This is a genomic window from Paenibacillus sp. sptzw28 (assembly GCF_019550795.1).
Classification (GTDB): Bacteria; Bacillota; Bacilli; order Paenibacillales; family Paenibacillaceae; genus Paenibacillus_Z.
In genome coordinates this window covers 887,501-901,515 of sequence record NZ_CP080545.1, presented here as the reverse complement: position 1 = coordinate 901,515, position 14,015 = coordinate 887,501, and the positions used below count along the sequence as shown (strand labels likewise).

Below are 14,015 nucleotides of genomic sequence, written 5' to 3'. Positions count from 1 at the left end.
GCCATATGCCGCCGGGCGTCCAGCCCTATACAAAACCCGGGATTAATTAATCAGCCCGTATTTCGCAAACCAGCCGCAATTCCGTTGATGGTAAGCAGCACTTCACGCAGAAGCAACGGATCGTCTTCTTCGCCGCGTGAGCGAAGCTCGCGCAGTTCGGTAAGCAGCTGAACCTGCATATAGCTGAGCGGATCCACATATGGATTACGCAGCCGGATCGACTCCTGAATGACCGGCACATTATCAAGAATATCCGCTTGCCCCGTTATCTGTAGGATTAACCGGGACGTCCGCTCATATTCCTCTTCGATCTGAGCGAAGATGCGATCGCGTATAAGGGCATCCGTAATCATGCCTGCATACTCCTTGGCAATAAGCAGATCCGCTTTCGCGAGCGCCATCTGCAAATTGTCAATGAGCGACGTAAAGAACGGAAACTGCCCATACATCGTTTTTAATGTTTCCAGGCGCTGCGGATCATCCTGCACATAGCTGTGCAGCGCTGTGCCGGCAGCATACCAGGCCGGAAGCAAATAACGGCTTTGCGTCCAAGCGAACACCCATGGAATTGCGCGTAAATCCTCGAACCGGTCGCTGTTTTTCCGTTTTGACGGCCTTGAGCCGATATTCAGCTCGCCTATTTCCGGTAGAGGCGTCGACTCCTTGAAGAAGGTCAGAAAATCAGGATCGCGGAAAATCAAGTCCTGGTATTTCTGCAGAGCCGTTTCGGAAATACCCTTGGAAATCGTCTCCCATTCGGCTACAGCAGCTGCTTCCTGCTCCGGGTATTTGGACAGCCTCGCCGCAGTAACGAGCGCCCATGTTGCCTGCTCCAGACTGCGATATGCAATACCCTTCATCGAATAACGGGACGAAAGCACTTCGCCCTGCTCCGTGATTTTGATGCCGCCGCCTACCGTGTGCGGCGGTTGGGCCAGAATGCTGCGGTTCAGCGGCATTCCCCCGCGTCCGAGCGCTCCGCCGCGGCCGTGGAAAAACTTCAGCTTTACGTTGAACTTCCTGGCTGCACTCGTAATGGCATTTAACGCCACCCTCAGCTCCCAGTTTGCGGTTACCACGCCGCCATCTTTATTGCTGTCCGAGTAGCCCAGCATGATTTCATGCAGATTACCCCGCGCTTCAACCGCCTGGCGGTAGATGGGAAGAGCAAACAGCTGCTCCATGATGCCGGGAGCTGCATGAAGGTCGTCTATAGTCTCAAACAACGGCACAGCCTGCAGCGTACATCGTATATTGCCCCCGGACTCCTTCCGGAATAAACCCACTTCCTTGGCAAAAACCATCACTTCCAGCATATCGCTTGCGCCTTGCGTCATGCTGATCAAATAGCTGGATATGCAGTTAACGCCGAATTCCTGCTGTGCCCGGTATATGGTGTGGTATACGTCCAAGCATTCGCGCGTGCTTTCCGAATAGTCAAAGTGCGGCGAAGTAAGAGGACGAGGATCGTTCAGCAAACGATGAAGCAGTTCTATTTTTTCTTCCTCGCCAAGAGCGGCATAATTGTCCGATATGTTCATGTTGGCAAGTACTTCGGTCATCGCATTCTCATGCTCTTTGCTGTGCTGACGAACATCCAGCGCAGCAAGATGGAAGCCGAACAGCTCCACCTGCCGAATTAGCTTGCGAATATGCGTATCCGCAACATAATCCGCGAAATGCTGGCGAAGGCTTGTGTCGATAAGCAGCAAATCGTCCTTAAGATCCTCCGCACTATTGTAACGGCTTGGAGAGCCTTTCAAGGCGTCATTGCGCGTGTTCGCCAGCTTCTCAAGCATATAGCACAGCTTAACCTTGTACGGTTCCTTCTCGTTGCGCCACATTTCCACGCTGCGCAGCTCGACCTGCTCCCGGTCACGCTTCATTGATTGCAGCAGCTCGTCTGATACCGTAACAATATTAGTGCTGAAGCTCAGCTGGCCCATCAAATTCTTAAGAAGCTCCTCATACTTGTCCAGTACCAGTCCCCGCTGGAGCGTCAGCGTCTCCCATGTCACCTTCGCCGTAACCGAAGGGTTACCGTCCCGGTCCCCGCCAATCCAGGTTCCGAATCGGAGGTAAGCCGGAACGTGCCAGCGCTCATCAGGATAGTACTTGTCCAAACAGCGTTCAAGTTCCTCATATACGCTCGGAAGCACCTCAAATAACGTCTCGTCGAAATAGTACATTCCGTTACGCACTTCATCGATGACCGTGGGCTTGCGGTCGCGCAGCTCGTCCGTTTGCCACAAGGTAAGAACTTCGTTCAGCAGCTTCTCACGCAGTTTCTCACGCTCACGGTAAGTAAGTGTGGGGCTGTCGAGCTCCATAACCTGGCTTGCAATGCGCTGATGGATATCAAGCACTGCGCGTCTGGTCGCTTCCGTTGGATGAGCCGTCATGACAAGCTCCAGAGAAATTCCTTCAATCATAGACTTTACTTCATTTACGGCGATCCCTTGTTCCTTCAATACCTGAACGGCGCTTTCAATGGAGCCCGGCTGTACCGTCTCCCCTGCGGAGCGTTCATAATCCCGTTTGCGGCGAATCCGGTGGTTCTGCTCTGCAATATTAACCAGCTGGAAGTAAATCGCGAATGCCCTGATCACCTGATGGCGATTCTCGGGACTTAGCGCATCGATAACGCTTTTAAATTCGTCATACAGCTCGGGCACAAATTCCGCGCGCAGAGCCTTGCTCATTTCGCGTATCTTCTCCACGATTTCGAGAAGCTCGTGGCCGCCTTGGTGTACGAGCACATCCCCTAATATATTGCCCAGAAAACGAACATCCCGACGTAATAAATTGTTCGAGTGCGGTCGGTTGGCCGTTAATGTCGATGCAGTCTGTTCCGACATGATTAATCCTCCTCAAGTTTTGCTCCAGCAAAACCACATCGCAGCATTCGCGCCCGCATGCCCTGCGGACGTCTTTTTTCACTTTAACCATCATACTACAAAATAAAGAACGGTTGAAGCTTTTTCGTCCATCTGATAAAAATGGTAAAGCCTTGATGGGTCACACTTCCCGGTTCACTATCCGTGATTTTGACCCACGAAAAAAAAGCCTCGAAGCTCGAGGCTCTGGTTTGGCTCATGAACTGCAGCTTATACTCATTCTTTATAAAATACCAGCACTGAAAAAAGTCCGGACGGCTCAGTAACGCCATCGTCCTCAGTCGATATAGCCGACATTGTTCGATACTCGACATCAATAACATCACTGCTATCCAGTGTTCCGAGAAATTCGTTGACCTGGTTTTCAAGCTCATCAGGAATACTTGAAGTGAATATCTTCACCTGCTTTGGCAAACGGGTCACCTCCTCTTTACTAAAAAGATTCGGCAAATCGGATGCTTTATCCTGCCTGTGCGTCAAATGCAAAAAGAAGCCTAGTAGAAAGGCTTCTCGATTGATGTCATTGTTGGAGCGGGTGATGGGAATCGAACCCACGCTACCAGCTTGGAAGGCTGGAGTTCTACCATTGAACTACACCCGCAGCAGATTATGGTCGGGACGACACGATTTGAACATGCGACCCCCTGGTCCCAAACCAGGTGCTCTACCAAGCTGAGCTACGTCCCGTTATGAATATCTGCTTTAATGTTAAATGGCGTGCCCAGAGAGATTCGAACTCCCGACCTTTTGATTCGTAGTCAAACGCTCTATCCAGCTGAGCTATGGGCACATATTATGGAGCGGAAGACGGGAATCGAACCCGCGACCCTCGCCTTGGCAAGGCGATGCTCTACCGCTGAGCCACTTCCGCATTTTTCGTTTCAGTCGAATTATCTCAAGCGCGACAAGTAATAATATATCACGCCCTTGGACAAAATGCAAATGTTTTTTCAAAGAAAAACTATTCAGAATATTCAATAGAACCTGGCGACAAGATCCTTCCCCACTTGAACCCTCTGGTCTGCCGTTAACTTCGGGCAAGTATAGCAATATCCATGTCCTTCGGTCAAGTACGCGAGACAGCAGGACGCTTTAACCGGCAGCTTCTCACCGGGATTTCTCGGATCATACACCATGCGAAACTTAACTGCCAGTGGATTGCTTTGACGTCCAAAGACGGACCCCTCCATCTCTTGTATGTAATCCCAATCCGATTGCACTTGATTAAACAATAGCGAATCAGGTTGCTGGAACGACTGGATACGACATTTGTGGTTGTACATGCCGGTTGCCAGGAGCGCCCATAGATGTCCGCTGTTCAATCCCGTTTCCAATGTCATTATTTCTATTAATGGACGGACGGTGCCCCCAAACAGCAGCCCAAGCAGATTGGAGCGCCATAAATCACGGTTCTCCTCTGCTGCCTGAATAATATTGGGGAAGGTCGGTAGGAAGGCCAATACGGTATAATCGCCTCTCCTGTACATAAGAAGACTCCAATTGGAAAGCGACCAATTCATTGAAGATCCGCTTAAAGACATCATCGATTGCGCTGCACTGCACAACCCCTGGAGCCAGGAAGCGAAATATGTCGCTGCAGGAGTTAAATCTTTAGCTTTAAGTGCTTTGGCATATAGCTGCAGAAATCTGCTTGCCGCTGCCGGCTGCACCAAATTTTCGAATGAACACTCAAATTGCACACTCTCAGGTCGCTGGAACAGAATATGGTATTCATTCTCCAATTGCTCCGGAGTCAGAGTTGCACTCATTAGCCCGATACCGCCAACAAGGATCCCACTGGAACGCCATTCTCACTTATCCTTTGTTTAGGCTGATCTTCATGCCGCACGAGAGAATACGGCAAACAGAGAGGCAAGCCCGTTCGCGGGTCGGGAATAACATCTGCTTCAATCCCGAACACGTCCCGCAGTACTTCCGTAGTCATTACCTCTTGAGGCGTACCTTCAGCGGAGACTTTTCCTTGTTTAATTGCAATCACATGATCAGCATAACGGGAAGCATGGTTTAAATCATGCACCACCATTATTATTGTTCGCCCGGAACTTTCATTTAACTGTCTCAGCAGTTCCAGGACCTCAAGCTGGTGAGCCATATCCAGAAATGTAGTGGGCTCATCAAGAAATAAAATATCGGTTTGCTGAGCAAGCGCCATTGCAATCCACGCACGCTGACGCTGCCCGCCTGACAATTGATCGATGGCACGATCCGCAAACTCGGACATACCGGTTGCTTCAATCGCCCATTGAATGACAGAACGGTCCTCACGGGAAAGCATACCGAACCCTTTTTGATAGGGAAATCGCCCATATGCTACAAGCTCAGACACTGCAAGTCCATCGGGAGCCACTGGACTTTGCGGCAGAATGGCCAACTGTTTGGCCACCTCCCTTGTCGATTGCTTATGAATGGATTTACCGTCGAGCATCACTACCCCGGACGAAGGAGCCATTATGCGTGACATCGTTTTAAGAATGGTTGACTTACCCGAGCCGTTAGCACCGACGAGCGCAGTAATTTTCCCATGAGGGATCGCGACAGAAAGATTTCCTACAATAATTTTATTCTCATAGCTTATATCCAATTGCGATGTAATTAAACGAACCAAACTGTACCGGCTCCCTTCAAATTTCAAGCTTTTATATGGAAAATGATAATTGTTCTCACCATCTCCTCAAATGATAACCATTCTCAATTCATTCGTCAAGTATTGTTTCACCAGAGATCGCCAATTCGGGAACTTTATTCTCCTTTTAAACCTGACAGCGTAACGCCTTTAATGAAGAAATCCTGCGCCAGGAAAAATATCGCGATAAGCGGAATTATACTCATTACCGTCCCCGCCATGAGAACAGGCCAATCCGTTGAGTACATCCCCTGCATGGAAGCAAGTCCGAGCGGCAGCGTCATTTTATTTTGCGAATTAATATAGACGAGCGGTGCCAGAAATTCGTTCCACGTCCCCATAAACACAAATACGCCTAAAGTTGCCATAGCCGGTTTTGACAGCGGAATAAATACTCGCCAATAAACGCCAAACGGAGTACATCCGTCGATTTTGGCGGCATCCTCAAGCGAGGAGGGGATCGTCAGGAAAAATTGGCGCAGCAGAAATGTGCCGAAAGCCGAAACAAGCGCGGGCAAAACCAAGGACCAGTGGGTGTCAATCATATTATAGCTTCGCATGATAATAAAATTCGGAATCATCATTACTTGCGCGGGAACCATCATCGTAGCGACATAAAGACCGAACAACGGCTCCCGGTACTTGAATCGAAGCCGGGCGAACACGAATCCGGCCATGGAGCTGGTAATAAGCTGTGCTATGACAACCATAACCGATATTTTCAAACTGTTCCAAAAGTAAGTCCCAAACGGGAAACGATCGGAAATATGCAAGTAATTCTCCCACTGAAGCTTTTCCCCAAACAGCTTGGGCGGAAAAACAAATACTTCACTAAGCTGTTTGAGTGAAGTGCTGATCGTCCATATAAAAGGCAGGATCATCGTTATCGCCCCGGCAAGCAGAATAAGATGCGCACTGATGCTTAAATAGATGTTTTTCCTCATGTTTTCTGTCCTCCTAATACAAGCCCCATTTTTTCTGGCGCCAAAATTGTATCATCGTAATAATGAAGACCATGAAGAAAAGGATGTACGCCATGGCGCTCGCATAACCCATGTTGAAATACTTGAACGCATTTTCATATAAGTAATGAACCATAACGGAGGTTGAGCGTGCAGGTCCGCCCTGCGTCATCAGGAACACCGTATCAAATACCTGGAACGAACCGATGAAAGAGATAACAGTTACAAAGAAGGTCGTTGGCGAAAGAAGCGGGATCGTGATGTACATGAATTTCTGATGCCGCTTTGCTCCATCGATATCCGCCGCTTCATAGTAGCTATCGGATATTCCCTGCAGCCCTGCAAGAAAAATAAGCATATTGAATCCGAGGTTTTTCCAGATGCTTGTTATGATCACAGCAGGCATTGCCCATACCGTGCTGGTCAGCCAATCGGGACCGTTAATGCCGACCAAGTCGAGAAAGTAATTAAGCAAGCCGTATTCCGGGTTGTAAATGAACTGCCACACTACTGCAACCGCCACCATGGATGAGACGACAGGCAGGAAATAAGCCGCCCTGTAAAACTTCTTGAAGCGGATATTCTGATCAAGCGCAACGCCGAGAAACAACGAAATCACTATGCCTGCAGGTACCGATACACCGGCAAAATAGATCGTATTCCAGAACACTTTAATAAACGTTTGGTCATTCAGCAGATCGGTGTAGTTTTGCAAACCTACCCACTTCATCGGGGACAGCATATCCCATGAAGTAAAGCTGAGAATAAAGGACGCAATGACCGGAATCAGAGTAAATGCAAGAAATCCTATAATATTGGGCAGCAGCAGCAGCGCAGCCCATGTGGCGTCTTTACGCAGCAGTCCTCTGACAGTAGAAGTGTGCCCGGATGGCGATGCAAGCTGCTGTTTTTCAACGCTGGTGCCGGCCAGTCGATTTTCCGCATTCATATATCGTCACCCCATTTGTAAAAAAGCCCCAGAATCGGCTTCCGGGGCTTCTTTTCTCATTTTGCAAGCTCAATGTTCGACCTGGTTTCAATGTTCTTCATCGTATCGTCGACAGATTGGCCGGAATACCACAGTTTATCGGTTTCTTCCGTTATTATGTCATTCACTTTATTTTGTGTGATTAAGGCAAATGGATAAGATTCTGCACTTTCAAAAAATTTTACCAATTCCTTAAACCCTTCCGGGTGCACTTTGCTGTTATACCATTTCTTGATTCCATCTTCAGTGTAGAGCGATTTCCGGTTTGGCATCCACAAGCCTTCACTGATCAAATCGGTTTGATATTCTTCCGAGGACAGGAACTTCAGAAGCTCCCAGGCCTCCTGCGGATGCTTCGTATTCGCTGACGCAGCATGAACATGTGCCTGACCGTGCGTAACCGCATTCTTGAACTTGGGCAAAGCGGCAACGCCAACCGGGAATCCCATCGTCGCAAGCTCCTGAAGCGACCAGGAACCGTCAACTACCATAGCTACCTTGCCGGTTTGCAGCATCTGATTCGCCTTCATTCCAATGCTTTCCAGCGTTTTGGCGGTTGGCGAGGCACCGTCCTTCACGCGCAAGTCCAATACACTCTGCATGACTGCTTTGGCTTCCGCTGAATTCAAAGCCATTTGCGCATTATCGCCTGTGAAGATGTTTCCATCGTTCGAAATAATTTCTGCAGCGGTCATATAGAAATTTTCAAGGCCGAAGGCGCCGTACTGCGTAACTTTATCCCCGGCTTTAAATGTCAATTTTTTGGCCGCGTCGCGGAACTCCTCCCAGGTCCATGCTTTGGAAGGGTCACTCGGCGGATATTCCATGTTTGCCTTATCAAATACCGCTTTGTTATAATAAAGTACGGGTGAAACGGTACAACTGCTGACTCCGTAAATTTTTCCGCCGATATCCATTATTTTCGCTGCTGAAGGAATGAATTCGTTTAATGACATTTCCGATTCGAACATGGTCGTTAAATCAAGCAGTACATTCCGTTTCTGGAATGCGCGGTAATCGGTAGCGCCAAGAAAGAACACGTCCGGAGCCGCATTCCCGGCCAGCATGGTCAGTAATTTCTGTGTATATTGCGCACCTGGAACCGGTTGATAATCGACTTTAATATTGGGATTCTCCTTCATGAATTTCTCTATGCCCTTCTTGACGCTTTTCGTTTCCAGAGGACTTGCTTCCCAGCCCATAAACTTCAGCGTAACTTTTCCCTTTCCGGTTGCAGCCGTATTACCGGAACTTGTGTTGTCCCCCGTGCCGCTTCCACCACCGCTAGAGCAAGCGGCAACCACTAATGAGCATAGCAGCACAATAAGAATAGTCCGAGCATTTCTCATCTGAAAGACCCTCCTCCAAATAATTGAACAGGCTTCTCTTTCGATGTTACACGGAGATAGTAACCGATTACACGTTCATAATATCACAAGCTTTTATCTGTGTAAGTAGTCGCTCAACAACATTAGGTGGACGAATCCGACTTATTGTAATCGCTTTCTTTTTCCAATTGACAGCGGGAGGCGACATCATGACGTTCTTAAAGACATCCATCAAAAAGCCGGTCGAGTTTATCAGCTGCGGACACTTTATGTCAGATGCTCCGTGGCGCCATGCAAATCGGTCCATTGATTCATTTGAGATCATCATCGGGGTTCACAAATGCCTCTACATCGAGCAGAATCTTAGACAGTACGAGGTAAAGCCGGGTGATGTTTTGCTGCTTCTTCCGGGCAGCGCTCATAATGGGTATAAGGAATGCGAAGAAGGCGTTTCGTTCTTCTGGTTTCATTTTCTGACCAATGAGCACTATGAGCTCCTAGACGAGGGGTGTTTAGATGATGAATTGTCTGATCTGAACAAGCCTGATTTCGTAAAATTCTGCTCGAATGTATACCTGCCGATTCTCTCTAAGCCAGCTGCAATCGAAAAGGTAAATATCTTATTCCAGCAGCTCCAGCATGTTGCAAATGCCAATTATTATTCGCGGCAGGCGGCACATTATATAGCCACCTCCCTGCTGATCGAATTATCGGAACAGATGATTAGCGATCATCAGAAATCTCCGGAAAAACCCCAGGGCGAACGCAACATCGCGGCAATAATTGAATGGATCCGAATCCACGCCCTTGAAGACCTGCAGGTTTCGATGATTGCTGAGAAATTTAACTACAATAAAGACTATCTCTCGCGGTTTTTCAAAAAGAGAACCGGCTATAACCTACAGGAGTATATCCATCTTATCAAAGTTTCCAAGGCGAAGGATCTTCTTACCCGAAGCTCGAGAAGTATAAAGTCAATATCCGAAAAAATCGGGATACACGATGATAAGTACTTCATGCGCCTTTTTAAAACATATGAAAACATGACTCCCACAGAGTATAGAAAAGCGTTTTATAAAAATCATACCAACAATCATTAAGTTTCCGTGCATCAATGCTGAATTAAGTATCAATCGACTCTGAAACCCACGTGGGCAGCATACCTCGTTTTATGCGGTATTTAACGCTATAAAATAAAAAAAGCTCTCAGGATCATAAGATCGTGAGAGCTTGATTTATGTAGTTGGTGCGCGTAGAGGGACTTGAACCCCCACGGTCGCCCGCCAGATCCTAAGTCTGGTGCGTCTGCCAATTCCGCCATACGCGCACGATTTGTATGAACCATTTTCAATTAGGTAGAAAATGGTGAGCCATGAAGGACTCGAACCTTCGACACCCTGATTAAAAGTCAGGTGCTCTACCAACTGAGCTAATGGCTCAAAATAAAATGGCTGGGGATCTAGGATTCGAACCTAGGAATGACGGAGTCAAAGTCCGTTGCCTTACCGCTTGGCTAATCCCCATTAATGGTGGAGGCTGACGGGATCGAACCGCCGACCCTCTGCTTGTAAGGCAGATGCTCTCCCAGCTGAGCTAAGCCTCCAGGAAAGTTGTGGATGGTGACCCGTAGGGGATTCGAACCCCTGTTACCTCCGTGAAAGGGAGGTGTCTTAACCCCTTGACCAACGGGCCATATGTACTGGAGCTCTCAACCGGGATCGAACCGGTGACCTCATCCTTACCATGGATGCACTCTACCTACTGAGCTATGAGAGCATAATGGCTCCCCGAACAGGACTCGAACCTGTGACAACTCGATTAACAGTCGAGTGCTCTACCAACTGAGCTATCAGGGAACGATATTTCGGGTTAATTACACCCTGAAAACTGGATACGAACAGTTGTGAAACTCCTTTAGTCTTACGTTAACCTAAGAGCAGCGTGCGAAGTGAACGTTCAGGTGAACGTTCGTAGGATAAGCCCTCGACCGATTAGTATTCGTCAGCTGCACGCATTGCTGCGCTTCCACCTCGAACCTATCAACCTGGTCGTCTACCAGGGGTCTTACGAATTGGGAAATCTCATCTTGAGGGGGGCTTCACGCTTAGATGCTTTCAGCGCTTATCCCGTCCGTACTTGGCTACCCAGCGGTGCTCCTGGCGGAACAACTGGTACACCAGCGGTACGTCCATCCCGGTCCTCTCGTACTAAGGACAGCTCCTCTCAAATTTCCTACGCCCGCGACAGATAGGGACCGAACTGTCTCACGACGTTCTGAACCCAGCTCGCGTACCGCTTTAATGGGCGAACAGCCCAACCCTTGGGACCTACTTCAGCCCCAGGATGCGATGAGCCGACATCGAGGTGCCAAACCTCCCCGTCGATGTGGACTCTTGGGGGAGATAAGCCTGTTATCCCCAGGGTAGCTTTTATCCGTTGAGCGATGGCCCTTCCATGCGGTACCACCGGATCACTAAGCCCGACTTTCGTCCCTGCTCGACTTGTAGGTCTCGCAGTCAAGCTCCCTTATGCCTTTGCACGCTACGAATGATTTCCAACCATTCTGAGGGAACCTTTGGGCGCCTCCGTTACATTTTAGGAGGCGACCGCCCCAGTCAAACTGCCCACCTGACACGGTCCCTGTACCGGATGACGGTACCAGGTTAGAACTCCGATACGATCAGGGTGGTATCCCAACGATGCCTCCACCGAAGCTGGCGCTCCGGCTTCCAAGGCTCCCACCTATCCTGTACAGATCGTACCAAAGTCCAATATCAAGCTGCAGTAAAGCTCCATGGGGTCTTTCCGTCTTGTCGCGGGTAACCTGCATCTTCACAGGTATTAAAATTTCACCGGATCTCTCGTTGAGACAGCGCCCAAGTCGTTACGCCATTCGTGCGGGTCAGAATTTACCTGACAAGGAATTTCGCTACCTTAGGACCGTTATAGTTACGGCCGCCGTTTACTGGGGCTTCGGTTCATAGCTTCGGGTTGCCCCTTACCACTCCCCTTAACCTTCCAGCACCGGGCAGGCGTCAGCCCGTATACTTCGCCTTACGGCTTCGCACAGACCTGTGTTTTTGCTAAACAGTCGCTTGGGCCTTTTCACTGCGGCCCCCTCGGGCTATTCACCCTACCGAGGCACCCCTTCTCCCGAAGTTACGGGGTCATTTTGCCGAGTTCCTTAACGAGAGTTCTTCCGCGCGCCTTAGCATGCTCTGCTCGCCTACCTGTGTCGGTTTGCGGTACGGGCACCATCACCTGGCTAGAGGCTTTTCTCGGCAGCGGGAGCACATGACCTTCGGTACTGTAATTTTCCCTCCCCATCACAGCCCAGCTTTATCGGTTAACGGATTTACCTATCAACCAGCCTCACTGCTTGGACGGCCTATTCCATCAGGCCGCGTCACTACCCTTCTGCGTCACCCCATTGCTCATAACGGCTTACGGTGGTACAGGAATATCAACCTGTTGTCCTTCGACTACGCCTTTCGGCCTCGCCTTAGGTCCCGACTTACCCTGAGCGGACGAGCCTTCCTCAGGAACCCTTAGGCTTTCGGCGGACAAGATTCTCACTTGTCTTTTCGTTACTCATACCGGCATTCTCACTTGTATGTCGTCCACCAGTCCTTACGGTCTGACTTCAACCTGCATACAACGCTCCCCTACCCCAAGACACTTTCGTATCTAGCCATAGCTTCGGTGGCGTGTTTAGCCCCGTTACATTTTCGGCGCAGAGTCACTCGACCAGTGAGCTATTACGCACTCTTTAAATGGTGGCTGCTTCTAAGCCAACATCCTGGTTGTCTGGGCAACTCCACATCCTTTCCCACTTAACACACACTTGGGGACCTTAGCTGATGGTCTGGGCTGTTTCCCTCTTGACGATGGATCTTAGCACTCACCGTCTGACTCCCGGATATAAGTACATGGCATTCGGAGTTTGACTGGACTTGGTAACCCTTGGCGGGCCCGCACCCAATCAGTGCTCTACCTCCATGACTCTTTACTCCGAGGCTAGCCCTAAAGCTATTTCGGGGAGAACCAGCTATCTCCGAGTTCGATTGGAATTTCTCCGCTACCCCCACCTCATCCCCGAATTTTTCAACATTCGTGGGTTCGGGCCTCCAGTGCGTGTTACCGCACCTTCACCCTGGACAGGGGTAGATCACACGGTTTCGGGTCTACGTCCACGTACTCATGCGCCCTATTCAGACTCGCTTTCGCTGCGGCTCCGGCTTCTCACCTTAACCTTGCACGGGAACGTAACTCGCCGGTTCATTCTACAAAAGGCACGCCATCACCCCTATAACGGGCTCTGACTTTTTGTAAGCGCACGGTTTCAGGTTCTTTTTCACTCCGCTTCCGCGGTGCTTTTCACCTTTCCCTCACGGTACTGCTTCACTATCGGTCGCTAGGGAGTATTTAGCCTTGGCAGATGGTCCTGCCGGATTCCCACGAGGTTTCACGTGTCTCGCGGTACTCGGGATCCGTCTCGGAGAGTGCTGACTTTCGGCTACAGGGCTTTTACCTTCTATGGCGGGCCTTTCCAGACCTCTTCGTCTACCCAACACCTTTGTAACTCCATGTGAGACGTCCCACAACCCCAGGAAGCAAGCTCCCTGGTTTGGGCTAATCCGCGTTCGCTCGCCGCTACTGACGGAATCACTATTGTTTTCTCTTCCTCAGGGTACTTAGATGTTTCAGTTCCCCTGGTATGCCTCCACTTGACCTATGAATTCAGTCAAGAGTGACTGCCCATTACGACAGCCGGGTTTCCCCATTCGGACATCCCCGGATCAAAGCCTGCTTACGGCTCCCCGAGGCATTTCGTTGTTCGCCACGTCCTTCATCGGCTCCTAGCGCCTAGGCATCCTCCGTGCGCTCTTACTAGCTTAACCTGGCTCCGGTGCCGCGATGGCTGCTCCCGTTGCCGTCTTCTTTCCCCCACATAATGTGGAGGAAAAGCCGGCAAAAGTCGCATCCATTCGCAGCACCTACGCTGCATTAAGTAACACTTAGCTAAAGGATGTTTCATTTGTTCGTATCCAGTTTTCAAGGTGCAATGTCGATAACACTTTTGGTGGAGCCAAGGAGGATCGAACTCCTGACCTCCTGCTTGCAAGGCAGGCGCTCTCCCAGCTGAGCTATGGCCCCGTTTAAGTTAGATGGTGGGCCTTAGTGGACTCGAACCAC

8 protein-coding genes, 13 tRNA genes and 1 rRNA gene (1 of these 22 cut by a window edge) are annotated in these 14,015 nt (G+C 49.7%); 1 reads left to right on the top strand and 21 read right to left on the bottom strand.

Annotation, left to right across the window (positions count from 1 at the left end; translation table 11 throughout):
* Positions 1-50 precede the first annotated feature (50 nt).
* The 11 genes from ppc to KZ483_RS04215 all read right to left on the bottom strand — a co-directional run bounded on the left by ppc (position 51) and on the right by KZ483_RS04215 (position 8,840).
* Positions 51-2,858, bottom strand: coding sequence for a phosphoenolpyruvate carboxylase (ppc, locus tag KZ483_RS04265; protein ID WP_220351497.1), 2,808 nt, complete (start codon positions 2,856-2,858; stop codon positions 51-53).
* 255 nt (positions 2,859-3,113) lie between these two features.
* The gene (locus KZ483_RS04260) at positions 3,114-3,452 is read right to left on the bottom strand and encodes a sporulation protein Cse60 (RefSeq protein WP_220351496.1); all 339 of its coding nucleotides are present in this window, start codon (positions 3,450-3,452) and stop codon (positions 3,114-3,116) included.
* Positions 3,425-3,498, bottom strand: a tRNA-Gly gene (locus KZ483_RS04255). Before KZ483_RS04255 ends, KZ483_RS04260 begins: the two co-directional genes overlap by 28 nt.
* Positions 3,499-3,507: 9 nt before the next feature.
* Positions 3,508-3,584, bottom strand: a tRNA-Pro gene (locus KZ483_RS04250).
* A 26-nt stretch (positions 3,585-3,610) separates the two neighbouring features.
* Positions 3,611-3,687 (bottom strand) — tRNA-Arg (locus tag KZ483_RS04245).
* Between the two features lie 6 nt (positions 3,688-3,693).
* Positions 3,694-3,768: transfer RNA gene (locus KZ483_RS04240), tRNA-Gly, on the bottom strand.
* A 103-nt stretch (positions 3,769-3,871) separates the two neighbouring features.
* A complete protein-coding gene (locus KZ483_RS04235; protein WP_220351495.1) occupies positions 3,872-4,666 on the bottom strand; it encodes a (2Fe-2S)-binding protein in 795 nt (264 codons plus the stop codon).
* Entirely contained in the window at positions 4,666-5,523 is an 858-nt protein-coding gene (locus KZ483_RS04230) for an ABC transporter ATP-binding protein (protein ID WP_220351494.1), read from the bottom strand. Before KZ483_RS04230 ends, KZ483_RS04235 begins: the two co-directional genes overlap by 1 nt.
* Positions 5,524-5,657: 134 nt before the next feature.
* Positions 5,658-6,485, bottom strand: coding sequence for a carbohydrate ABC transporter permease (locus KZ483_RS04225; RefSeq protein WP_220351493.1), 828 nt, complete (start codon positions 6,483-6,485; stop codon positions 5,658-5,660).
* 13 nt (positions 6,486-6,498) lie between these two features.
* Positions 6,499-7,452: a carbohydrate ABC transporter permease gene (locus KZ483_RS04220; RefSeq protein ID WP_220351492.1), complete on the bottom strand. Its 954-nt coding sequence runs from the start codon at positions 7,450-7,452 to the stop codon at positions 6,499-6,501.
* A 56-nt stretch (positions 7,453-7,508) separates the two neighbouring features.
* Positions 7,509-8,840, bottom strand: coding sequence for an ABC transporter substrate-binding protein (locus KZ483_RS04215; protein ID WP_220351491.1), 1,332 nt, complete (start codon positions 8,838-8,840; stop codon positions 7,509-7,511).
* 23 nt (positions 8,841-8,863) lie between these two features.
* On the opposite strand from KZ483_RS04215, the gene KZ483_RS04210 reads away from it, so the two are divergent.
* Positions 8,864-9,919: an AraC family transcriptional regulator gene (locus KZ483_RS04210; RefSeq protein ID WP_258881531.1), complete on the top strand. Its 1,056-nt coding sequence runs from the start codon at positions 8,864-8,866 to the stop codon at positions 9,917-9,919.
* Positions 9,920-10,063: 144 nt separating this feature from the next.
* On the opposite strand, the gene KZ483_RS04205 is transcribed toward KZ483_RS04210, so the two are convergent.
* From KZ483_RS04205 to KZ483_RS04160, 10 genes are all read right to left on the bottom strand, one after another.
* A tRNA-Leu gene (locus KZ483_RS04205) sits at positions 10,064-10,146 on the bottom strand.
* A gap of 36 nt (positions 10,147-10,182) precedes the next feature.
* A tRNA-Lys gene (locus KZ483_RS04200) sits at positions 10,183-10,258 on the bottom strand.
* A gap of 9 nt (positions 10,259-10,267) precedes the next feature.
* Positions 10,268-10,342, bottom strand: a tRNA-Gln gene (locus KZ483_RS04195).
* Positions 10,343-10,346: 4 nt separating this feature from the next.
* Positions 10,347-10,422, bottom strand: a tRNA-Val gene (locus KZ483_RS04190).
* Between the two features lie 14 nt (positions 10,423-10,436).
* A tRNA-Glu gene (locus tag KZ483_RS04185) sits at positions 10,437-10,511 on the bottom strand.
* An 8-nt stretch (positions 10,512-10,519) separates the two neighbouring features.
* Positions 10,520-10,595, bottom strand: a tRNA-Thr gene (locus KZ483_RS04180).
* Between the two features lie 4 nt (positions 10,596-10,599).
* A tRNA-Asn gene (locus tag KZ483_RS04175) sits at positions 10,600-10,675 on the bottom strand.
* A gap of 115 nt (positions 10,676-10,790) precedes the next feature.
* Positions 10,791-13,720, bottom strand: a 23S ribosomal RNA gene (locus KZ483_RS04170).
* 180 nt (positions 13,721-13,900) lie between these two features.
* Positions 13,901-13,976, bottom strand: a tRNA-Ala gene (locus KZ483_RS04165).
* A 12-nt stretch (positions 13,977-13,988) separates the two neighbouring features.
* Positions 13,989-14,015 (bottom strand) — tRNA-Ile (locus KZ483_RS04160); it runs 50 nt beyond the window's last position.

Coding starts and splice junctions, on each gene's coding strand:
- KZ483_RS04215 (WP_220351491.1), bottom strand. CDS start 8,840: ATGAGAAATGCTCGGACTATTCTTATTGTGCTGCTATGCTCATTAGTG.
- ppc (WP_220351497.1), bottom strand. CDS start 2,858: ATGTCGGAACAGACTGCATCGACATTAACGGCCAACCGACCGCACTCG.
- KZ483_RS04225 (WP_220351493.1), bottom strand. CDS start 6,485: ATGAGGAAAAACATCTATTTAAGCATCAGTGCGCATCTTATTCTGCTT.
- KZ483_RS04235 (WP_220351495.1), bottom strand. CDS start 4,666: ATGAGTGCAACTCTGACTCCGGAGCAATTGGAGAATGAATACCATATT.
- KZ483_RS04220 (WP_220351492.1), bottom strand. CDS start 7,452: ATGAATGCGGAAAATCGACTGGCCGGCACCAGCGTTGAAAAACAGCAG.